The sequence below is a fragment of the Streptomyces sp. NPDC003300 genome, from assembly GCF_040610915.1.
Classification (GTDB): domain Bacteria; phylum Actinomycetota; class Actinomycetes; order Streptomycetales; family Streptomycetaceae; genus Actinacidiphila.
The window spans coordinates 44,380-66,425 of sequence record NZ_JBEXNE010000009.1 but is presented as its reverse complement, the minus strand read 5'-3'; the positions used below and the strand labels follow the sequence as shown (position 1 = coordinate 66,425).

Annotated in this window: 12 protein-coding genes and 1 pseudogene; 5 read left to right on the top strand and 8 right to left on the bottom strand. The window is 72.8% G+C overall.

The annotated features are described in order from the left end of the window. Nucleotides 1-621 precede the first annotated feature (621 nt). The 6 genes and pseudogenes from ABZX65_RS15640 to ABZX65_RS15615 all read right to left on the bottom strand — a co-directional run. A complete protein-coding gene (locus ABZX65_RS15640; protein WP_355338946.1) occupies nt 622-1,791 on the bottom strand; it encodes a lantibiotic dehydratase C-terminal domain-containing protein in 1,170 nt (389 codons plus the stop codon). Continuing rightward, nucleotides 1,788-4,613: a lantibiotic dehydratase gene (locus ABZX65_RS15635; protein ID WP_355338943.1), complete on the bottom strand. Its 2,826-nt coding sequence runs from the start codon at nt 4,611-4,613 to the stop codon at nt 1,788-1,790. The genes ABZX65_RS15640 and ABZX65_RS15635 overlap by 4 nt, the downstream gene beginning before the upstream one ends. 157 nt (nt 4,614-4,770) lie before the next feature. After that, on the bottom strand, nt 4,771-6,366 hold the full coding sequence (locus ABZX65_RS15630; protein ID WP_355338940.1) for a nitroreductase family protein: 1,596 nt from the start codon (nt 6,364-6,366) through the stop codon (nt 4,771-4,773). Nucleotides 6,367-6,517: 151 nt separating this feature from the next. Beyond that, the gene (locus tag ABZX65_RS15625; RefSeq protein WP_355338937.1) at nt 6,518-8,662 is read right to left on the bottom strand and encodes a TOMM precursor leader peptide-binding protein; all 2,145 of its coding nucleotides are present in this window, start codon (nt 8,660-8,662) and stop codon (nt 6,518-6,520) included. Continuing rightward, the gene (locus tag ABZX65_RS15620; protein ID WP_355338934.1) at nt 8,659-10,968 is read right to left on the bottom strand and encodes a TOMM precursor leader peptide-binding protein; all 2,310 of its coding nucleotides are present in this window, start codon (nt 10,966-10,968) and stop codon (nt 8,659-8,661) included. The genes ABZX65_RS15625 and ABZX65_RS15620 overlap by 4 nt, the downstream gene beginning before the upstream one ends. Nucleotides 10,969-11,306: 338 nt before the next feature. Then, nucleotides 11,307-12,020 (bottom strand): annotated as a pseudogene (locus ABZX65_RS15615) (BTAD domain-containing putative transcriptional regulator); the annotation flags it as partial. 732 nt (nt 12,021-12,752) lie between these two features. Between ABZX65_RS15615 and ABZX65_RS15610 the strand changes: the two are divergent. The 4 genes from ABZX65_RS15610 (at nt 12,753) to gcl (ending at nt 17,596) form a co-directional block, all read left to right on the top strand. Beyond that, nucleotides 12,753-13,589 carry a TIM barrel protein gene (locus ABZX65_RS15610; RefSeq protein ID WP_355338931.1) on the top strand — a complete coding sequence of 279 codons (837 nt, stop codon included), beginning with the start codon at nt 12,753-12,755 and terminating at the stop codon, nt 13,587-13,589. 72 nt (nt 13,590-13,661) lie between these two features. Next, complete coding sequence (locus ABZX65_RS15605; RefSeq protein WP_355338928.1) at nt 13,662-14,561, top strand: 2-hydroxy-3-oxopropionate reductase; 900 nt, start codon at nt 13,662-13,664, stop codon at nt 14,559-14,561. Between the two features lie 246 nt (nt 14,562-14,807). After that, nucleotides 14,808-15,554 carry a hypothetical protein gene (locus ABZX65_RS15600; RefSeq protein WP_355338925.1) on the top strand — a complete coding sequence of 249 codons (747 nt, stop codon included), beginning with the start codon at nt 14,808-14,810 and terminating at the stop codon, nt 15,552-15,554. Nucleotides 15,555-15,808: 254 nt separating this feature from the next. After that, the gene (gcl, locus tag ABZX65_RS15595) at nt 15,809-17,596 is read left to right on the top strand and encodes a glyoxylate carboligase (protein WP_355338922.1); all 1,788 of its coding nucleotides are present in this window, start codon (nt 15,809-15,811) and stop codon (nt 17,594-17,596) included. Between the two features lie 79 nt (nt 17,597-17,675). Here gcl and ABZX65_RS15590 read toward each other — a convergent pair whose 3' ends face one another. Continuing rightward, the gene (locus ABZX65_RS15590; RefSeq protein WP_355338919.1) at nt 17,676-19,322 is read right to left on the bottom strand and encodes an AMP-binding protein; all 1,647 of its coding nucleotides are present in this window, start codon (nt 19,320-19,322) and stop codon (nt 17,676-17,678) included. Further along, nucleotides 19,319-20,995 carry an AMP-binding protein gene (locus ABZX65_RS15585; RefSeq protein WP_355338916.1) on the bottom strand — a complete coding sequence of 559 codons (1,677 nt, stop codon included), beginning with the start codon at nt 20,993-20,995 and terminating at the stop codon, nt 19,319-19,321. Before ABZX65_RS15585 ends, ABZX65_RS15590 begins: the two co-directional genes overlap by 4 nt. Nucleotides 20,996-21,205: 210 nt before the next feature. Between ABZX65_RS15585 and ABZX65_RS15580 the strand changes: the two genes are divergently transcribed. Continuing rightward, nucleotides 21,206-22,027, top strand: a complete 822-nt coding sequence (locus ABZX65_RS15580; protein WP_355339491.1) for a LuxR C-terminal-related transcriptional regulator — start codon at nt 21,206-21,208, stop codon at nt 22,025-22,027. Nucleotides 22,028-22,046 lie beyond the last annotated feature (19 nt).

The window sequence follows — 22,046 nt, the reverse complement described above, 5'->3', positions numbered from 1 at the left end:
GCCCGTACGCCCGCGCGACCAGCCCGTGGGCCAGTTCGTGCAGGCCGAGGCTGACCCACAGCACGCAGCCGACGGCGGCGAGCGCGACCGGCTGGTCGTACAGGCGCCCGGTCTGGTCGGCCAGTTGGCCGAAGCGGAGGCCGACGAGGGCGAGGACGGCGACGGCCAGCGCGAGCAGCGGGAACAGGACGGCGCGCCTGCGGGCGAAGGCGGTGGCGCCGTGCAGGGTGTCCATGAGCGCGGGGGCGTCCGCGACCATGCGCGTCTTCCCGCTCAACAGCGTTGATTTGAAGGCCGGTTCGGCACTGGCGGCGGGCACGACGACCGGCCGGCCGCCGCCGTCGAGGAGCTGACGGGTCGACAGCAGCCGCAGCATCTGCTGCCACTGCGCGTCGCCGAGCCGCGCGCCGAACCGGTCCGCGTACTCCGCGCCGATCTCGGCGAGCGACCGGCTGCCGTCGAGCCGGGCGATGATGAAGTGCTCTTTGGCGCCGACTTCGAGCCGTACCCCGGTGACCGGGTCCTTGAGCAGATGGACGAGGGCGGGGCCGCGCATCAGGGCGGGGCCGACCAGGATGCCGGGGCGCAGCGCGGGCCGCAGTTCGAGCAGGCCGCCGGTGGTCATGGCGCCGCCGAGGGCTGCGGCTCGGACCGGCCGTCGGAGTCGGCGCCGGGCGGCGTCCGGGGCTCGCGCAGCGCGCGGGCCAGGACGTACGACAAGAACGCCTCGTCGCGGACGGTGACCGACAGCCGGTTGTTGGTCATGTGCATGTACGGCGACAGCAGCATCGGCAGCGCCTGGCCGGGGTCGGTGACCGGCAGGTCGCGGGTGCCGTCCCAGGAGCGGAAGACCAGGTCGCCGCCGTCCGCCAGGGCCATGACGCGCTCGCGCAGCTCCAGGCAGTGCTCGGCCCACCCGGCGAGGAATGTCGGCAGCCGCTCGGGCGCGGGTTCCGCGACCGCCGCGCGGATCTCCTGGAAGCGCTGGGGCAGGGCCTCCATCGTGCCGTAGGCGCGGTCGTAGCCGTCCTGGGCGGTGTAGTTGGTGCCGGAGAACGCGGAGTTCCAGAACTCGTGGTAGCGGTCGAGGAATTCCAGCAGCGCGGTGTCGTCGCGCAGCAGGCACCCGGACATGGTCATCATCAACTGGGCCGATACGCCCAGCAGTACGGTCCGCAGGTGCAGGTTCATGGTGGCGAGCGCGTCGATGACCAGGTCGCTGGAGCGCTGGAAGTGCCACTCGGCCAGTTCGACCCCGGCCGGGCCGCCGTACTTCCCGTACTCGGGCTCGTAGGGCTCGGGGCTGAAGGAGTTGTTGGGCCGCAGGCGCATGCGGCCCTCCTCGTCGACCAGGCCGTTGCGCTCGCCGCCGGGGAACTCCAGCTCGAAGAGGGTGTTGTACAGGTCGGCGAGGAAGCCGCCCTTGACCTCGTAGAGCGCGGGGCGCTTGCGCAGGAAGGCGTCGACGGCGGCGGTGGCGCGCGCGGTGACCACGGGTGCGGCCTGCGGGGACGAGGGGCGCAGCCGCACCCTGATGTGCGGGCCCTCCAGCCAGTAGTTGATGAAGAAGTAGCCGCTCAACAGGCCGTCGCGGGTGAGCCCTTCGACCAGCGGGCGCACGCACTGGAGCAGGAAGGGGCGGGGGCTGGCGGCGTAGAAGACGTGGAACGCCTGCCAGTCGCCGCGCCCCGAAGCGCCTGCCGGTGCGGGCACGGCCGCGGAATCGGGCGCGGACCGCGGTGTCGGGCGCGGGCCGGTGACGGGGGCGGATCGCGCCCCGGAGGTGGTCATACGGAGCTGTCCTGCCTTCCGTGGTGGCCCGCCGCGGCCGGTTCCGCCGCGCGGGGGACGATTTCGACGGCCAGTTCCGCCACGTGGTGGCCGCGCGGGGAGCGGACGTGCAACTCCTGCTCGCCCGGCAGCATTTCCTCGAAGACGGTCCTGGTACGGCCGCCGCCGGTCAGCCCGTCGAGCGCGATCAGTGACAACGGGCTGTCGAAGTCGACGAATTGCGGCTTGGAGCCGCCGAAGACCGCGCCGAAGCCGCTCGCGTCGTCGGCCTTCTCCTCGTGGACGGTGGCGAACACCCGGTCGGGCAGCCCGTGGTCGCGCCGCCATCGCTGCCAGCGCAGATAGAACCCGGCCTCGTCCAGGCCCGGTTCACGGGCGGGCAGCGCGCCGGGCGCCGCCGTCCACGACCTGCGGTGCAGCACCAGGCTCCGGAAGCGGACCCGGGGCCGCGCGGTGACGCCGTCGCGCTCGGGGCCCGCGGGTACACCGCGCCACACGTCGACCGCCGCGCGGGAGGTCGGCGAGAAGAGCAGCAGCGTGCGCGGCACCTCGGGCAGCACCATCGGGACGAGGTAGCCGAGGTAGAGCGGGACGACCTCGCGGCCGAGCCGCCGGGACCGCAGCACCAGCCGGTCGTCCACCGGGTCGTGTTCCGCGTACAGGTCGTCCAGGTCGATCCGGCCGGCGGCGGGCACGGTGCTGCTCTCGCCGGGGCAGACGATCTCGTGGTCGGTGAGCCGTCCGTGCAGGTTGAGATTGGTGGTGGCGGACCCGGCGGTGATCTCGGCGAACACCGCGCCGGGCGGCTGCCATTCGCGCAGGGTCTCGCGTAGCCGGTCGGTGAGGCCGCCGGGTGCGGGGTCGCCGCCGTCCGCCGCCGCGCCGCCGGGTGCCGCCGCGCCGCCGTTCTCAGGTGCCGCGTCGAAGCAGTGCGTGAAGCGGGTGAAGGGGAAGGACAGGCCGCCGTAGGAGTTGTTGAGCACCACCAGCGGGTCCTCGGCGCGGCGGGCGAGTTGCAGGAAGTGGCTGTGCGGGGCGAAGGACGTGCCCAGCGGGGCGAGTTCGGCGGTGACGGCGGCCACCGTGTCCTCGTCCAGGCGCAGTTCGCCGCCGGGCGCCGCCGCGTACGCGGCCCAGGCGTCGCGCATCCGGCGGGTGAACTCGGCGCGGGCCCGGTCCACCGCGGTGACCTCGGGCATGCCGAGCCAGTTCTCCTCCGGCGCGTGGCCGCCGTCGGCCGCCCAGGGCGACTTCATCGAGGTGAACTGGAGGTACTGCGTGAAGATGTCCTCGTGGAAGTCGTGGACGAGCCGCAGCAGGTCGTCGCACCGGCCGCCACGGCCGTAGCGGGCCAGGAAGAAGCCCTTGAGGACCAGGCGCTGCGGGAGGGCCACGTCGAAGGCGGGCAGCATGCCGGTCAGGGCGTGCAGCGGCGCGGCGGCCAGCTCCGTCCACTGCGTGACGTCGGCCTCGACCGCGTCCTCGCGGACGTCCTCGTAGAGCAGGGTCTGCGGCAACGACGGCGCGGCGGCGCCCAGTTCGGTCTGGAGCGTGGTCAGGTCGCGGCGCAGCCCGGCGAGCAGCGCGCGCCGGGCGGGTACGTCGGCGGTGGCCCAGGCGTCGACGCGGGCGGCCGGGGCGTCGAGCCGGTCGGCGACGGCGTCGGCCCAGTCGCGGCCGAGGCCGCGCAGCGCGCTCTGGAAGGACCGCAGCGGGTCGGGGGCGTGCACATCGGTGGCGAGGCCGGTCATCTGGAGGATGCCGAGGTCGAGCAGGGTCGCGGCGTAGTGCGCCGCCTCGTCCCGGCTCGCTCCGGTCTCCGCCGCCAGCCAGGCCGTCAACTCGGCGTATCTGACGGGCTTTTCGCCGTGGAAGAGGGCGATCATCCGCTCCAGGATGTCGCTGTGGCGCAGGAAGAAGAGCCGGTCGTGGGCCGCGTCGAAGCTGACGGCGGCGCTGTCGTCGCCCGCGGTGACCGAGCGGCGTACGTAGCGGATCCGGTTCTCGTCCAGTTCCCAGCCCGCCGACAGGGCGACGGGGAGGTCGCCGCGCCGCGTGTCGTCGGCGCCGATCAGCTCGGCGAGCCTGGCGAGCACCACGACGTTCAGCCGGGGGTGGCTGGTCCAGTCGCCGCCGGTCCGCACCTCGGGCCCGACCTCGCGGAACCGGCCCTCGGCAACGGCGGTGAAGGTGCTGAACGGGCTGGTCTTGCAGGCGGTCCTGTAGAGGTACGCCAGCAGCGAGCGCTCCTTCTTCCTGGTCCGCTTGTCCGGTACGGCGGCGCGGTCGGCGATGAACGTGTCGAGCTGGCCGTCCAGCGTCGGCGAGGCCAGGGCGAGGGCGAGCCGCAGCCGCTCCTCGCCCGCGAGGCCGCGCAGCTCCGCGCGGCTCGCGGCCAGGTCCCGGTCGAGCAACGGGCCACCATCGCCGCGCAGTTGCTCAAGGCCGAGCCGGGACTCCAGCCAGTCGGTGAGGAGTTCGCCGGTCGGGCCGCCGAGCGCGGCGGCGAGATCCCGTACGGCGTCCGGGTCGCGCGGCAGCCGGTCGTTGAAGACCTGGCGGCGCAGCGCGAGCACGGCGCGCCGCTCGGTGTCGTCCTCGGTGGCCTTCACCAGGACCGTCAGCGGGTCGCTCAACTCGGCCGCGAGCGCGGCCAGTCGCTCCTCGGCGGCGAGCACGCGGTCGGCCCAGCGCCGGGTGTCGGGGCAGCGCAGCCGGTGGACGGCCTCGACCGGCAGTCCCGCCACCCGCAGCATGAAGCGGCGGTGCAGCAGCCAGCTCCGTGGCGCCTCGGTGTCCTGCGCGTCGGCGATGACGCTCATGCCGCTCCTTTCCGTCCTGCGGTCGTAAGGCCCCTGCGGTCCTCGGGCTCTGCGGTCGTAAGGTTCTGCGGTCCCTCAGGCCCTGGGGCCGTGTGAGGTCGTGCGGGGTCGTGCGGGGTTCTGGACTCGGCCGCCGTCAGCGGCCGTTGCCGCCCGGTCAGGCGATCTCGTAGCGGAAGTCGGCCGGGCGGGGCCGTTCGTGGCCGATCATCATGATCAGCAGCGGCACTTCACCGGTCAGGTCGAGCGCCAGCTCCTCGGTGAAGGAGATCGCGTCGAAGCCGAGCGCGACGCCGCAGGAGAGACCGGCCGCGGCGGACGCGGTGTAGACGGCCTGCGAGACGGCGCCGATCACGGCGTTGACCAGCCGGTAGCCGCGGTCGCCGACCGCGTCGAGCACGGCGGTGGTGCGGGCGACGGGCACGATCACCGCCCCCGCCTGCTCCAGGTTGTAGTTGGCGAGGAAGTAGTTGCGCTGGAGGAATTCGCCCGGCGCACCGGCCTTGACCAGCCGCAGCGAACGGTCCTCCCGGTCGTAGAGGTAACTGCCCTGCGCGATGCCCGCCACATGGTTGACGAAGACGTAGGCGCGGCTGAGGGGTGGTGCGCCGGGGGTCTCGGTGTCGGTGTCGAGGCTGCTCGCCGCGTCGACCGCGGCCAGTACGGTCGTCAGCGCGTCGGCGGGCAGCGGGCGGACGGCCTGGAAGCGGCCGAAGCTGCTGCGCCGGGCCCGCAGCGCCTGTCCGACGGGCGTGTCCAGGGGCCGGGGGGCGGGCAGCGCGGTCCGCTCGCCGCCCTCGGGCACGGGCAGCGCGAGCGCGGTGTCCAGCGTTCCGGGGGCCGGTCGGTCCGCGGCGCCGTCGAGGGTCGCCGCGTGCATCCGGCGTACGGTCTCGAACGTCATGGTGGTGCGGGAGCGCTCCTGGTCGGCGTGGCGGACCCGTGGCGCGGTCGGCGGGTCGCCGGCCGGCAGCGCCGGGGCCGCCGACGGGGCGCCGTCCCAGGTCAGCGGTACGACGGCGAAGACGCCCTCCTCGTCCTGGCCGAGGCCGAGCAGCCGTCCGAGCCGGGCCTCGTCGAACCACAGCGCGGCGCCGATGTGCAGTCCGCGGGCCCGCGCCCAGATCCGCCAGGTCTGGAGCAGCGCGCCGATGTCCATCGTGACGACGTGGTAGCTGAAGCTGTTGTACTTGAAGGCGTTCTGCCAGAAGCGCACGCCGAGGACGAGGAACTGGTCGCAGTCCGCGCCGAGTCGGCCGCCGAGCGCGGCCCGGACCTCCGCCGTGGCGTCCCCGGCGAGCAGCCGCCGCATGTGGTGGTGGGGCGTCGAGTAGTAGTACACGCCGGGTGTGAGCGGGCCGGAGGGGCCGCTGACCCAGTGCACGCCGATCGGGTAGAGGCCGCCGCCCGAGGCGGTGCCGCGCGACCAGTTGGCCTGGGTGTACATCGGCAGGGTGCCGAGGTCGGAGTTGGCCTGTACGGCAAGACGCCTGCCGACCAGGCCGTAGGACTCCTGGAGCATCCCCGCGAGCAGCGGCAGGGTGAAGGCGCCGGTGCCGCGCGGGCCGAACAGGCCCTGCTGGACGGTGGCTTCGGCCGGTGCCTCGTCGCGTGGGAGCGGGAAGGTCTCCGCGCCGGGGAAGTGCTTGCCCTTCCTCGGCCGGTCCGCCCAGTCGGGCACGAAGTCGGCGGGTTCCATGGGATACCGGCCCCGCCGGACGATGGCGGTCGCGTACTCATGGGCGAATCCCACGGGCGTTCCTCTCTCGGTCGACGGTCGGGGCTCAGGTCTCAGGGCTCGGGGCTCGGGGCTCAGGTCTCGGGGCTCGGTCGGGGTGTCGGGTCGGGGCTCGGTGCTCTGTTTCGGTCTCGGTCTCCGTGAGGCCGCGGGGACGGCGGGCGGCTCAAGGGAACGGATGCGGGGCCTGGTTGAGTTCGTCGGCCGTCAAGTCCCGCTCGCGCAGGCCCGCTTCCCGCAGCGCGGTCCGCGTCCTGCTCATATGGCGCGCGCGTTGGCGGCGCCAGCCGAAGTCGATGGGCAGCAGGCCCGGCACGATGACTCCGGCCGTGTGGAAGCCGAGGGCGCGCTGTTCCGGCATGGTCTGGTCGACGGCGATGACGTCGAACCCGGCCTTGGCGACCGCCTCGACGCAGGCGGTGACGTCGTCGGCGAGGTCGTCGGCGGGCGGTACGGCGCCGACCCCGGTCGTGGTGAGGTCGCCCAGCGCCACGCGCGGCCGGTCGTCGCCGCGCAGCAGGAAGTCGGCGTGGACGGCCATCTCGGGCAGCCCGTAGAGCAGCGGGTGGTCGTGCAGCACCTGGACGCGGCCGAAGTCGGCGGCCAGGGCGCGCAGTCGCGGTTCGTCGCGGGCGGTCCTGCGGCGCAGGTTGACCGCGTCGGTGGCGATCTCGCACAGTCCGGCCGCGAGCGCCGCCTCCGGGTCGAGGCCCGCGCCCGCGCCGAAGCAGAGCCGGCCGAGGCCGCCGTCGATCCGTTCCGCGACGGCCGTGACGACCGGGATCGGGAAGGTGACGCGGGTGTCGAAGAACCGGGCCCGGTAGCCGTACATCGCGAGCCGGTCGATCATCGCGCGGGTCTCGGGGCTGCCGCTGCCGCTCGCGTCGATCTCGGGCAGCGGCGCCTTCGCGTACCAGCCGAGCAGGAACGCGTCGCGCTCGACGACCTCCATCAGCCCGAAGTACACGGCCTCGGCCAGACTCCCGCCGGACGCGCAGCCGTTGGAGCTCTCCTGTACGAAGCGGTTCTCCAGGCCGCCGGGCGCGTGGTAGTACGCCAGGATCTCCGGTACGAGCACCGGCCGTTGGTCGCGCAGCGACCAGCCCCACACCCACGGGATCGGCCGCTCGGGGTCGAAGGGGCGTACGCCGGGCTCGGCGCGGTGGAAGTCGTCGGTGTACAGGCCGCAGGTGCGCGGGTCCAACACGGCTTCGTCGCTGGCGAGTTCGCTGTACGCGGCGGTGACGTCCGTCCGTTTGCCGCGCGGGCGCATCCCGGCGAAGCGCTCAAGTCCTTCGAGCAGGCCGACGCGTTCGCTGGAGCGGTAGCGCGGGGTGTGGCCGCCCCAGAAGCACTCGCGCAGATAGTCGCCGGATCGCAGGAGGAAGGAGCCGACCGTCGAGGACGTGGACGCCGAGATCAGATCGGGCACGACCGAGGGGCCGAGCATGCCCGCCGCCGGATTCACGAACGCCTCGAACGGCACGTCGTAGTCGTCCGCGGGCCGCGCCCTGAACACGTCCGGCGCGGGCTTCGGCGACGGCGCGAAGCCGATCCGCGCGCCCTCGGCCGTATCGGCGGCGCGCTCCCCGCACTGCGGGCACTCGGCGTCCGGCACGAAGGCGAAGCGAGTGACGCGCAGGGTCTCCATGTCGACCAGGAACGCGTACGGCAGACGGCTGTCGCCGCCGGTCTTCCCGCCTCCTGCCCCGCCCCGCTGGTGGTGGGCCGCGATGAGCGCGGCGAGGCCGTCGACCCCGAAGGCCGTGGCCCGCGGCGGCCGTCCCGCGGACCGCGTGCCCGTACCCGTCTCCAGCGCCTCCCGCAGCGCCCGCGCCCGCACGCTCTGCCACCGCCGCGCCAGACACCGCCCGCACCCGGCCCGGCCGCCGGGCGCGAAGGGACCGACGACGGTGTGGTGCCCGTAGACGCGTACGCCGACGGTCTCGGTCGACGGAACGTCGAAGTCGCCCGCGGGCAGCGTCAGTTCGTCACGGACACCGAGCGCGCCGACCACCACGGCCGGTACGGCCCGCGCCGGGGCCGGACCGGCGACGACGGCGACGCCACCGGCCTGACCGCGCGCACCGGGCGCGCCGACGTCCACAACCGCTCCGGCCCGCGCCGGGGCACGGTCTTCCGCGACGCCGACGCCGACGCCAACCGCCTGACCACGAGCACCGGGCGCCACCGGCGTACCGGTCCCGGCGGGCCCGGCGGCTGGGTCGGCGACAGGCGCGTGGGCCGCCAGGCCGGCGGTGAGGCGATCGGCCAGGGCCGTGCACGCGTCCGCGAGGAGATCCGCGGTCATGGCCGGTCCGGGGCGGTGGTGAGCAGGACGCGAGTGGTGTGGACGCGGCCCGCGGCCAGGTCGGGGGCGTGGGTGGGGGCGGTCAGCAGGTCGCGGCCGGTGGCGCGGAGGCGGTCGGCGACCGTGGGCCAGTCGGTGGCGGCGGCCAGGTCGGCGCGGGTTTCGGCGGTCACCGCGACGGCGCCGGGGGCGAGGTCGGCCAGCAGCGGGTCGCCCGCGTCGGGCGCGCCGCCGACCTGCACGGCGCCGAGCAGGTCGCGTACGGCGTCGAGCGCCGCGTCGCGCCAGCGCACTCCGGCCGCCACCGCCCAACGGGCCTGTCCGGTCGCCGGATCGGCGGCGCGGGCCAGCACGACCGGCAGGACGCGCTCCTCATGGGCGCCGAGGTCGAGGATCTCCAGGTCGACGCCGAGCCCGGCGGCCGAGCGGGCGAGGAAGGTGAGTTCGGCGTCCGCGCCCTCCAACTCGGCGGTGGGGACGTGTTGTACGGCGAGCGATCCGCCGACGGCGCGGCGCAACGCGTCGTGGGCCAGCGCGGTGAGCACACCTCGGGTGGCGGCCTCGGCCGCGGTGCCGCCCGCGCCGGTGCCCGCGGAGGTGGCCTCCACGATCCGCTCGCGGTTGTCCGGGCCGAACGGCCGCAGCGCCGCCGCGGGCACCAGCAGCGTCTCGCCGCTGAGCAGCGAGGTGGCCGCGCACCAGCGCGGGACCAGCCCGGCCGCGGTGCCGAGTCCGCTGGTGATGCTCAGCGCGGCCGGGTCGACGGACCGCCACTTGCCGCGCGCCGCCTCCAACTCCGCTCCGGACAGGGCTTGTTGGACGGGCACGACGTGCTCCGCGTAGACCTCGGCTGCCCGGTACAGCGCCCGCAGCCGGGCGCCCGCGACATGGTGGACGTCGAAGGCGGTGATCTCCCGCCGGGCGCGGTGTCCGGTGCCGAGTACGACGGTGCTGACCTTCAGCGGTGTCTGCGCCCACTCCTCGTCGGCGTACGCCTGGAAGACGCCGGTCCTGCGCTGGACGAGGACGGACCGGCCGGTGATCTCGGCAAGGGCGGCCTGCGCGGCGTCCTCCTCGCCCGCGCCGTCCGAGACGGGTCCGCCGAGCGGCGACGCGGCGGCCCCGACCTCGGCCGCCGACTCGCTGTCCAGGGCGGCCAGTTCCAGCGGGGCGTCCGCGGAAGCCGCGTCCGAGGCCGTGGCCGACTCCGAGGCCGCCGCCGTACCGCAGTGCGGGCAGCGCGGGTGCGGGAGCAGCGGTTCGGCGACGGTGTCGAGCGAGTCGATGTCCTGGACGAGGAGTTGGTTCTCCGTCTCGGCCGGGAGGACGCCGGTGGTGCGGCGGAAGACCTCGTACGCCAGGAGGTTGCCGATCATCGCGGCGAGCGGTCCGCCGACGACGGGGGCGGCGCTGTCGCGGGGCCCCGCGGGGGCGACCGCGCTCCACAGGTCGGCCGCGGCGCCCGCCTCGCCGTTGGCACCGAGCCGCAGCGCCGCGCAGGTCCAGCAGCCGGCGGTGCCGGTCGCCATGAGCGGGCCGATGACGACGGACTCGCCGAACGTCCAGGCGGGGAGCAGCAGTCGGCCGGCGGGCAGGCCCGCGTCGAGGAGCCGGGCGATCTGCCGGGGGCCGCGTTCGCCGGTGACCAGGACCGTGTCGTAGCCGTCGAGGTGTTCCCAGCCGTATGTGCCGGGCGCGCCCTCCGCGTCGGCCGGGTCGTCCAGCCAGTCCAGCTCGACCGGGCAGTTCTCGGCGCGCAACGCCCGTGCCTCGTCGAGGACTTCGGCGAAGCGGTTGCCGGGGCTGTCGACGGCGCGCGGCACGGCGACGGCGACGCAGCCGTTGCGGACGAGACCGAGGACGGCCCAGCGGGCGAGGGCGTCGTCGCCGAGTACGGCCACGCGGGCCTGCCGGAAGCGCCGGAAGCGGTCGGCGGCGCCGTCGGTGTAGTGGTCGACGTAGTCGATCTGCGCGGCGAAGCGCTCGGTGACGGCGGGATCGAGCGGTTCGGTGTCGCTCCGCGCGGGGACGGCGTCGCGGGCGAAACCACGCGCGTAGAGCGTGCCTACCAGCCGTACCACCATCTCGCGCTGCTTGTCGCCGAGGCCCTGGCAGAGCGCGGCCACGGTGTGGTCGCCGGTCAGGTGCGGGACGATCAGCGTCGCGAAGCGGTAGGCGGAGGGCATGACGACGCTGAAGCCGCCGCGCGCGTTGTGGAAGTGCACGCCGGTCGGGGTCTGCGTGTAGAGCACGTCCCGGCGGATCCGCGGCCGGGTGTCGGCGATCTCGTCATACGGTGACACCATGTCAGTCACGCCTCCGTAGGATGCAGTTCCACGGCGCTCGGCCGCTGCGATGGGGTGGGGGTGTGCCCGGTGCGTCCCGGGGGCGCGGCGCCGCCGACCCCGTCGGCCGCCGCTGCGCGGGTGAACACCCGCAGGAGTTCGTGCATCCGGTAGAGACCGCGCGGGCCCTCTTCGAGCAGTCCCGCGCCGACCAGGCTGTCCAGGACGCGACCGCCCTCGACGGGTTCGCCCGCGACCGGGTCGGCGCCCGCGTCACGGACCGCCGCCGGGCCTCCGGATGCCGCCGGGCGCGGGTCGCCGCGGGTCACCGGCCGGCCCTGCGGCGGCGGACTCTGCTCGGATTCACCGCGCAGGATGGCCAGTTCGAGGCGTTGCAGCGCGGGTCCAGGGTCCACGCCGAGGGCCTGGGCGAGGTGGTTCTTGACCCGCCGGTACTCGGCGAGCGCTTCGGCGCGGCGGCCGACGCGGTACAGCGCTTCCATCAACTGCTCGGTGAACCGCTCGTGCAGCGGGTGGGCGCGGGCCGTCGGCCAGATCTCGGCCACCGCCTCCCGGTGCCGCCCGCATGCCAGTTCGAGGTCGAAGACGCGCTCGATCGCGCGCAGCCATTCCTCGTGCAGTCGGGGCAGTTCGTCGCGGTGCAGCAGGTCGGAGGGGACGTTGGCCAGCAGCGGCGGCTGCCACAGGGCGAGCGCGGAGCGCAGCAGACGCAATTCGGCGTCGGGCTCCTCGGTGGCGTACGCCTGGTCGAGGAGTTCGCGGAACTGCACCAGGTCGAGGGTCGCGGCGTCCGCCGTGAGCCGGTATCCGCCGGGTACGGCTTCGATGGTGTTGCCCGCGATCCCGTATTTGCCGAACAGCCGGCGCAATCGCAGGACGCAACTGTGCAGGGCGGACTTGGCCTGGGCAGGAGTCTCCTCGCCCCAGATGACGCGTTGCAGGAAGTCGGCGGAGACGACGGAATTGGCATTCAGCAGCAATGCGGCCAGGAGTGCGGCGGGCCGCGACGGCTGAAGCACCGCGGATTCGCTGCCGTCGGTGACGGCCAGCATTCCGAGTACCGTGAATCGCGTCTGCGGGACTACCTGCGGCGGCGTATCGCCTTTTGCCGTTGGTAATCCAGCACTATTTTCGAGCGCGTTGGACCAGACCACCAATCCACCATCCCCGTTGCCCCGTTACGACCGCTGTCACACCCGGCGGGAGTGGGCCGGAGTGAGGCAGAATCCCCTGAGGGTCATACCTATTGGCGGTCACCGAGGACAGTACGGCAGCACTCTTTGCCTTGTCCAGGGAAAAATCACGTGACACCGGGTTACCGGTCTGTTAGATGGGGTCGGTGTACCCAAAATGTGAACTCGCTCCCGGAATCGGGACACACCGGACCGTATCCCTCCGGTACGGATGCGAGTAATCGGACATACTTCGCAGTATTGCGGGAGCGTAAAGCGGCATTCCCCTTACCCCTCACCGGGCGGCTTTATGCCCGTCACCGCGAGGTCGACTTTGATTTACGTGTCAAGTTTCTGTCGGATTTTGACCGGGCGTGCTCGCCAGAGGAATAGACCAGCGCCATTCCGTGACACCCACGCCCGGCCTGAGCTGCGCAGGGGCGCCACCGACCGGATCGCACGCGGACGCGCGCACGGGAGAAGGCCCGGACGGGCGGAGGGGCGCGGACCGGCGGCGGAGGGGGCCGCGGAGACTTGACAGCCGCCGAGGGGCTGATTCAATGTTCCACAAGACAGAAAACAACTTCCGCAATACGGAAGGGGCGCACACTAGTGAGCTTCACCGACGCGCGCTTCGATGTGAACCTCTCGATCCTGTTCACCGAACTCCCGCTGCTGGAGCGGCCCGCGGCCGCCGCCGCGGCGGGCTTCGACGCGGTCGAGCTGTGGTGGCCGTGGACCGACGACCCCACGCCGGACCAGGCCCGGCTCGACGGGCTGCGGTCCGCGCTCGAAGCGGCCGGGACCCGGCTCGTGGGCCTGAACTTCTACGCGGGCGAGCTGCCGGGGCCCGACCGCGGCGCGCTGTCGGTGCCCGGCGCCGAGTCGGACCGCTTCCGCGCCAACATCGACGTCGCCGCGGACTTCGCCGCGTCCGTCGGCTGCACCGCGCTGAACGCGCTGTACGGCAACCGGGTCGACGGCGTCGACCCGGCGGTCCAGGACGAGCTGGCGCTGGAGAACCTGGTGCTGGCCGCGCGCGCCGCCCACCGGGTCGGCGCCACCTTGCTCATCGAGGCGCTGAACGCACCCGAGTCACCGCGCTGTCCGCTGGTCAGCGCCCCGGCCGCGGTCGCGGTCGTCGACCGGGTCAACGCCGCCACCGGCCTGGACAACGCGCGCTTCCTGCTGGACCTCTACCACCTGTCGATGAACGGCGAGGACCTGCCCGAGGTCATCGACCGCTACGCCGACAGGACCGGGCACGTCCAGATCGCCGACAATCCGGGCCGCGGCGCCCCCGGCACCGGCACCCTCCCGCTGGAGGAGCTGCTCGGCCGCTTGCGGAAGGCGGGCTACACCGGCTGGACCGGTCTGGAGTACAAGCCGGGCGCCGACGGCTCGGGCAACGCCTTCGGCTGGATTCCCGGCAGGCGGCCGCGCCCGTAGACGCGCGAGGAGCGGCGCGCTCCCGACACGCGGGCCGCGCTCCCGTACCCCACCATCCCCTGAGAGGACCCCATGAGCACCCACCTTCCCAAGGTCGCCTGGATCGGACTCGGCATCATGGGCTCCCCCATGGCCGAGAATCTGATCAAGGCCGGATACGACGTCACCGGTTACACGCTGGAGGCGGCGAAGCTGGAGCGGCTGGCGGCCAACGGCGGCACGGCCGCCGGGTCGATCGCCGAGGCCGTACGGGACGCCGATGTGATCGTCACGATGGTCCCGGCGTCGCCGCAGGTCGAGGCCATCGCGTACGGCGAGGACGGCATCCTGGCGCACGCGCGGTCGGGGGCGCTGCTCATCGACACCTCCTCCATCACCCCGCAGACCTCGGTGGACCTGGCGAAGGCCGCCGCGGACAAGGGCATCCGCGTGCTGGACGCGCCGGTGTCCGGCGGCGAGGCGGGCGCGGTCGAGGCCGTACTGTCGATCATGGTCGGCGGTGAGCGGGCCGACTTCGACGAGGCCAAGCCGCTGCTGGACGCGCTCGGCAAGACGGTGATCCTGTGCGGCCCGCACGGCGCGGGGCAGACCGTGAAGGCCGCCAACCAGTTGATCGTCGCGGTCAACATCCAGGCGTGCGCCGAGGCCGTGGTCTTCCTGGAGAAGTCCGGCGTCGACCTGAACGCCGCCCTTGAGGTGCTCAACGGCGGTCTGGCCGGCTCCACCGTGCTGACCCGTAAGAAGGACAACTTCCTCGCGCGCGAATTCGCGCCCGGCTTCCGGATCGACCTGCACCACAAGGACATGGGCATCGTCACCGACGCCGCGCGTACCGTCGGCGCCGCGCTCCCGGTCGGCTCCGTGGTGGCCAACCTCGTGGCCTCGCTGCGCGCCCAGGGCGACGGCGGCCTCGACCACTCCGCGCTGCTGCGCGGCGTGGAGCGGCTGTCCGGCCTCCCGGTCGAGGACTGACACACCCGATGTCCTGACCCCATGAACTCCGCCCGGTGGTGCGTGACTTGTCCTGTCGCGCCCAAACGCACCACCGGGCGGTACCACCCTCTTGCTCTCTTCGAGCGCGCTCGTCATGGAAGGCCGTCATGCCCTGGCGTACGGGGAGTGCTCCCGGCCGTGGTCCAGGTGCGGCAAACTCCTGCACTATGGGATGTGCACGTTGTCATAGGCACATTCCGCCGCCGCAGACCGGGAGTTGTCCACATGGCAGAGAGGGTGCTCGTGCGCTGTCCGGCCTGCGACTGTGAGCACACGTACACCGCGCCCACCTTCCCGTGCGCGTGCGGTGCGCCGCTCGCGCTCCCGGTGCTGTCCGGGGGCGCGCCCGAGCAGATCGGGCACAAGACGTGGGACGACTCGTGGGTACGGCTGCGGTGTCCCGACTGCGGCCGGGCCGACGAGTGGCCGAAGCCGGAGTTCGACTGCGCCTGCGGCGCCCTGATCCGTCTGCCGTTGGCGGGCGAGGCCGCGCAGGAGGCCGGGGCCGTGCCCGCGGGGGCGCATCAGGCGGATTCGCCGCCCGAGCCCACCGGGCAGGTTCCGCCGCCGCCGACGGACCGGCCGCCGTTCCGGCCGGTCACGATCAGGACCGGCAGGGACGCGCTGACCGCCGCCGCGCAGTTCCTGAAGTGGCTGGGCTTCGGCGGGATACGGCTGGCCGGGGACCGTACGGCCAACGGCATCGATCTGCGCGGGGACGGACTGGTCGCCCAGGTCGACCCGACCACGCAGCCCACCGCGGCCCGTGACGTGGAGTGCCTCTGGCTGAACTGCGCCAACGAGGACGCGGTCGGGGCCTTCTTCTCGCTGGCCGGTTACGCCCACGACGCGCGGCTGCGCGCCGACCAGCTCGGCGTACCGCTGTTCGTGATGGACCTGACCGGCACCCCGCAGCCAGTGAACGACGCGGCGGACGAGTTGATCAGGACGGGCCCCGGCACCCCCGGCTGACCCGCCCCCCCTTTCCCGGCACCTCCGGCTGATCCCCCCTTTCCGGCCCCCGGCTGACCCGCCCCCCCTTCACGGTGCCCCGAGGCGCCCGGCAGCGCGAATTCCCGCGCGCCGGGCGCCATTTCGCTGCCCGGGACGCCTCTTGACGCGCGCACCGGCACGGCTTACGTTCATTCCATATCGCAGAACTACTTTTCCACATAGCGGAAAGCGTGGAGGGAAGTAGTCGCCGACAGAAGCAGGAGAGGGACCTCATGCCTCGTATGACCGCCGCCCGCGCGGCCGTGGAGATCCTCAAGCTGGAGGGCGTCGACGTCGCCTTCGGTGTGCCCGGGGCCGCGATCAACCCCTTCTACGCGGCGCTCAAGGCGTCCGGCGGCATCCGCCACACGCTGGCCAGGCACGTCGAGGGCGCCTCGCACATGGCCGAGGGCTACACCCGCACCAGCCCCGGCAACATCGGGGTGTGCGTCGGCACCTCGGGCCCCGCGGGCACCGACATGATCACCGGCCTGTACTCGGCGACCGGCGACTCCGTCCCGATCCTGTGCATCACCGGCCAGGCCCCGACCTCCGTGATCCACAAGGAGGACTTCCAGGCGGTCGACATCGCCTCGATCGCCGCGCCGGTCACCAAGGCGGCGACCACCGTGCTGGAGGCCGCGCAGGTCCCCGGCGTCTTCCAGCAGGCGTTCCACCTGATGCGCTCGGGCCGTCCGGGACCCGTGCTGATCGACCTGCCGATCGATGTCCAGCTCACCGAGATCGAGTTCGACCCGGAGACGTACCAGCCGCTGCCGGTCTACAAGCCCGCCGCGTCCCGCGCCCAGATCGACAAGGCGCTCGCGATGCTGCTGGCCTCGCGGCGCCCGCTGATCGTCGCGGGCGGCGGCATCCTCAACGCCGACGCCAGCGACCTGCTGGTCGAATTCGCCGAGCTGACCGGCACCCCGGTCATCCCGACCCTGATGGGCTGGGGCGCCATCCCCGACGACCACGAGCTGAACGCGGGCATGGTCGGCCTCCAGACCTCGCACCGGTACGGCAACGCCACGTTCCTGGAGTCGGACTTCGTCCTCGGCATCGGCAACCGCTGGGCCAACCGCCACACCGGCTACAAGCTGGACGTCTACACCGCGGGCCGCACCTTCGTGCACGTCGACATCGAGCCCACCCAGATCGGCAAGATCTTCGCCCCCGACTACGGCATCGCCTCGGACGCCAAGGCCGCGCTCGCGCTCTTCGTCGAGGCCGCCCGCGAGCTGAAGGCCGAGGGCAGGCTGCCCGACCGCCGCGCCTGGATCGACTCCACGCTGGAGCGCAAGGCGACCTTGCAGCGGCGTACGCACTTCGACGACATCCCGATCAAGCCGCAGCGCGTCTACGAGGAGATGAACCGGGCCTTCGGCCCCGAGACGCGGTACGTCACCACCATCGGCCTCTCGCAGATCGCGGGCGCGCAGATGCTGCACGTCTACCGCCCCCGGCACTGGATCAACTGCGGCCAGGCGGGCCCGCTGGGCTGGACCATCCCGGCCGCCCTCGGTGTCGCCACCGCGGACCCGGACGCGCAGGTCGTCGCCCTGTCCGGCGACTACGACTTCCAGTTCATGCTGGAGGAGCTGGCGGTCGGCGCGCAGCACCGGATCCCATATGTGCACGTGCTGGTGAACAACTCGTACCTGGGGCTGATCCGGCAGGCGCAGATCGGTCTCGACATCGATTTCCAGGTCAATCTGGAATTCGAGAACGTCAACTCGCCCGAGCTGGGCGTCTACGGCGTCGACCACGTCAAGGTGGTCGAGGGCCTGGGCTGCAAGGCGATCCGGGTCGCCGACCCGGCCGAGCTGGGCGCGGCGTTCGAGCAGGCCAAGAAGCTGGCGGCCGAGTACCGGGTGCCGGTGGTGGTCGAGGCGATCCTGGAGCGGATCACCAACATCTCGATGAGCACGACGGCCGACATCAGCAACGTCGTGGAATTCGAGGAGCTGGCCACCGAGCCCGGCCACGCGCCCACGGCGGTCGTGCCGCTGCGGGTCTGAGGCCGACGGGCCCGGCGGGTCTGAGGTCCACGGGCCCGGCGGTCACGGCCCGGCCGTCACGCGGCTTCGGGCCCGCCGGTCACGCTCCTCCGGGCTTGAAGTCCTCCCGCAGCTCCACCTTGCGGATCTTGCCGCTGACCGTCATCGGGAAGGCGTCCATGATCCGCAGGTGGCGCGGCACCTTGAAGTGCGCGAGCCGGTCGGCGCAGAAGTCCTTGATCTCGGCGAGGGTCGGCGGGTCGGCCGGGTCGCGCGGGATCACACAGGCCAGGATCTCCTCGCCGTACCGCTCGTCGGGCACTCCGACCACCTGCACGTCGGAGATCTTCGGGTGGGTGTAAAGGAACTCCTCGATCTCCCGCGGGTACACGTTCTCCCCGCCGCGGATGATCATGTCCTTGATCCGGCCGACGATGGCGAGATAGCCGTCGTCCCGCATCGTCGCGAGGTCGCCGGTGTGCATCCAGCGCCCGGCGTCCACCGCCTCGGCCGTGCGCTCCGGCTCCTCCCAGTAGCCGAGCATCACCGAGTAGCCGCGGGTGCACAGTTCGCCGGGCTCGCCGCGCGGCACGGTGACGCCGCTGACCGGGTCGACGACCTTGACCTCCAGGTGCGGCAGGACCCGGCCGACGGTGGCGGTGCGGTGTTCGAGGGCGTCGTCCATCCGGGTCTGGGTGGAGACCGGCGAGGTCTCGGTCATCCCGTAGCAGATGGACACCTCGGCCATGTGCATCTCGGCCATCACCCGCTTCATCACCTCGACCGGGCACGGCGATCCGGCCATGATGCCGGTCCGCAGCGACGACAGGTCGTAGTCGGCGAAGTCGGGCAGTCCCAGCTCGGCTATGAACATCGTGGGGACGCCGTAGAGCGAGGTGCAGCGCTCCTCCTGGACGGCGCGCAGGGTCTCGGCCGGGTCGAAGGAGGGGGCCGGGATGACGATGCACGCGCTGTGCGTGGTGATGCCGAGGTTGCCCATCACCATGCCGAAGCAGTGGTAGAAGGGCACCGGCAGACAGACCCGGTCCTCCTGCGTGTAGCCGACCGTCTCGCCCACGAAATAGCCGTTGTTGAGGATGTTGTGGTGCGAGAGCGTGGCGCCCTTGGGGAAGCCCGTGGTGCCCGAGGTGTACTGGATGTTGATCGGGTCGTCGCAGCTCAACGTCGCCTCGACGGCGGCGACTTGATCCTCGGACACACCGTCGGCGGCGGCCAGCAGGGCGTCCCAGGTCGGGTCGCCGATGAAGACGACCTCGCGCAGCAGCGGACAGTTGCCGCGCACCTCGCCGACCATCCCGCGGTAGTCGCTGGTCTTGTGGCCGGTGGAGGAGATCAGCATCTCGATGCCGGACTGCCGCAGGACGTAGTCGAGTTCGTGCACGCGGTAGGCCGGGTTGATGTTGACCATGACCGCGCCGATCCGCGCGGTGGCGTACTGCACCAGCACCCACTCGGGGCAGTTGACCGCCCAGATGCCGACGCGGTCGCCCTTGATCACCCCGCGGCCGAGCAGTCCGCGCGCCAACCGGTCGACGTCCGCGCCGAATTGGGCGTACGTCCAGCGCCGCCCGCTCGCCACGTCCACCAGGGCCTCGCGTGCGGGGTGCGCGGCGATCGCCCTGTCGAGATTGCGCCCGATGGTGTCCCCGAGCAACGGCGTCTCCCCTGTCCCGTGCGCGTAGGAGGGCTCGGCGCTCCGGGCCGCCGGGCCGCCCGCCGCGCTCACTTGTAGTCCTCCTCGTGGAATTCGCCGCTCCCGTCGTGCATCGTGCGTTCGCGCAGCTCGATGCGGCGGATCTTGCCGGAGACGGTCTTGGGGAGGTCGGCGAACTCCAGCCGCCTGATGCGCTTGTACGGGGCGAGGACGGCCCGCGAGTGCGCGAAGATCGCCTTGGCGGTCTCGCCGTCCGGGGCCCAGCCCTCGGCGAGGACGACGTACGCCTTCGGTACGGCCAGCCGCAGTTCGTCGGGCGCGGGCACGACCGCCGCCTCGGCGACCGCCTCGTGTTCGAGCAGCGCGCTCTCCAGCTCGAAGGGCGAGATCTTGTAGTCGGACGCCTTGAAGACGTCGTCGGCGCGGCCGATGTACGTGATGTAGCCGTCGGCGTCGCGCGAGCCGATGTCGCCGGTGCGGTAGAAGCCGCCGCCCATCGCCTCGGCGGTCAGCTCGGGCTCGCCCGCGTACCCGGTCATCAGGCCGACCGGCCGGCCCTGGCGCAGGTCGAGGCAGATCTCGCCCTCGTCGCCGGTCTCGCCGGTCACCGGGTCGACGAGCGCGACCGTGTAGCCGGGCGTCGGCCGTCCCATGGAGCCGGCCTTGACCAGTTGGCCCGGGCTGTTGGCGACCTGCACGGCGGTCTCGGTCTGCCCGAAGCCGTCCCTGATCAGCACGCCCCACACTCGCCGTACGTGCTCGATGACCTCGGGGTTCAGCGGTTCACCGGCCGCGACCGCCTCGCGCGGCGGGGTGCCGAGCGCGCTGAGGTCGGCCTGGATCAGCATCCGCCAGACCGTGGGCGGGGCGCAGAAACTGGTCACCCGGGCGCGTGCCATCTCGGACATCAGCCGGGCGGCGTCGAAGCGCGTGTAGTTGTGCACGAAGACGGTCGCCTCGGCGTTCCACGGCGCGAACAGACTCGACCAGGCGTGCTTGGCCCATCCGGGTGACGAGATGTTGAGGTGGACGTCGCCGGGCCGCAGCCCGATCCAGTACATCGTGGCGAGGTGGCCGACCGGGTACGAGAGGTGGCTGTGCTCGACCAGCTTGGGCTTGGCGGTGGTGCCCGAGGTGAAGTAGAGCATCAGCGGGTCGCCCGAGGGGGTCGGCCCTTCGGGTACGAAGCCGGGGTCCGCCGCGTACGCGTCCTCGTAGGGGAGCCAGCCGTCGGGGGCGCCGCCGACCGCGATCCGCGTGTAGTCCCCGGGGACTTCGGCGAATTTCCCGGTGTCCGCGGCGCGTACGACGACGTGCCGGGCGGCGCCGCGGTCGATACGGTCGCGCAGGTCGGCGGGGCCGAGCAGCGGGGTGGCGGGGATGACGACGGCCCGCAGCTTCATGGCGGCGAGCGCGGTCTCCCACTGCTCCGCCTGGTTGCCGAGCATCACCAGGACCCGGTCGCCCGCGCGGACGCCGCGCGCCCGCAGCCAGTTGGCCACCTTCGCGGACCGCTCGGCCATCTCCGCGAAGGAGATCCTGACCTCGGTGCCGTCCTCCTCGACGATCCACAGCGCGGTGCGGTCGTTGTCCTTCGCGATGGCGTCGAACCAGTCCAGCGCCCAGTTGAATTCCTCGGGCTCCGGCCACCGGAAGCCCTCGCGGGCCGCCTGGTAGTCCTCACGGTGCCGCAGCAGGAAGTCACGGGCGGCCCGGAAAGCACCGGTCGCGTCCGTTGCCGCCATCTGTCCTCCTCATCGATGGACCCCTCGGTAGCATCGTGCGGTAGTGACCTGGGTCTCACTACCCCCGGACGGGGGTGAGAGCCGGTGTCCGATTCCGTCCGGCCGGGAGTCACGGGCTCCTGGCCGGGGTGGACGGTCGGGGGCGAGGAGGTGGATCGGGTGGACGGTCAGCGGGGCGAGGCGGTCGAGGTACGGGCCGCGTTGCTGCGAATGCGCAGGTCGGGGCTGTTGCCGGTGGCCTTCGGCGGGCTGGTGACCGGCGCCGCGGGCCAGGCGGGCGGCTACGGCGCCCGGCAGTTCCGTATCTCCGAGATGTCCGGTACCGACACCGAGTCGCTGCGGGGCCTCGCCATCACCACCGGCAACGGTCTGGGCGGCAAGACCCTCGCCACGGTCCGGCCCTGCTCGGTCACCGACTACGGCTCGTCCCGCGTGATCAGCCACGAGTACGACCCGCCCGTCGCCGCCGAGGGGCTGCGCTCGGTGCTCGCGGTGCCCGTCGTCGTCCGCCGCCGGGTGCGCGGGGTGCTGTACGGCGCGCTGCGGCAGCCGTACGCCCTGGGCGACCGTCCGCTGTCCGTCGCCCTCGACGCGGTCCGCGAACTGGAGCAGGCGCTGGCCGTACGGGACGAGGCCCAGCGGCTGCTCTCCTTCTGCCAGCAGCCGCTGACCGCCGACCCCCGGGCCTGGGAGCAGGTGCGCGAGGCGCATCTCGAACTGCGCGCGCTGGCCACCCGCATCCCCGATGTGCGGCTGCGGCAGGAACTGCTGTCCGCCTGCGCCCGGTTGGCCTCGGCCGCGGTCCCCTCCGGCGCGGCGTCGCGGGTCCCGCGCCCGGCGCCGCTGACCCCGCGCGAGCTGGACGTGCTGGCCTCGGTGGCGTCGGGCGCCACCAACGCGGCGGCTGCCGCGCGGCTTCGGCTGCGGCCCGAGACGGTGAAGAGCTATCTGCGGTCCGCGATGCGGAAGCTGGGTGCCCACACGCGCCTCGAGGCCGTGGTCGCGGCGCGCCGCGAGGGCCTGCTGCCCTGACCTCGGGCGGATGAACGGC

What these genes read in the sequence shown, in the direction of transcription:
- ABZX65_RS15620 (WP_355338934.1), bottom strand. Translation starts at nt 10,968, where the DNA reads ATGGTGTCACCGTATGACGAGATCGCCGACACCCGGCCGCGGATCCGC.
- ABZX65_RS15625 (WP_355338937.1), bottom strand. Translation starts at nt 8,662, where the DNA reads ATGACCGCGGATCTCCTCGCGGACGCGTGCACGGCCCTGGCCGATCGC.
- ABZX65_RS15635 (WP_355338943.1), bottom strand. Translation starts at nt 4,613, where the DNA reads ATGAGCGTCATCGCCGACGCGCAGGACACCGAGGCGCCACGGAGCTGG.
- ABZX65_RS15585 (WP_355338916.1), bottom strand. Translation starts at nt 20,995, where the DNA reads ATGGCGGCAACGGACGCGACCGGTGCTTTCCGGGCCGCCCGTGACTTC.
- ABZX65_RS15640 (WP_355338946.1), bottom strand. Translation starts at nt 1,791, where the DNA reads ATGACCACCTCCGGGGCGCGATCCGCCCCCGTCACCGGCCCGCGCCCG.
- ABZX65_RS15600 (WP_355338925.1), top strand. Translation starts at nt 14,808, where the DNA reads ATGGCAGAGAGGGTGCTCGTGCGCTGTCCGGCCTGCGACTGTGAGCAC.
- ABZX65_RS15605 (WP_355338928.1), top strand. Translation starts at nt 13,662, where the DNA reads ATGAGCACCCACCTTCCCAAGGTCGCCTGGATCGGACTCGGCATCATG.
- ABZX65_RS15580 (WP_355339491.1), top strand. Translation starts at nt 21,206, where the DNA reads ATGCGCAGGTCGGGGCTGTTGCCGGTGGCCTTCGGCGGGCTGGTGACC.
- gcl (WP_355338922.1), top strand. Translation starts at nt 15,809, where the DNA reads ATGCCTCGTATGACCGCCGCCCGCGCGGCCGTGGAGATCCTCAAGCTG.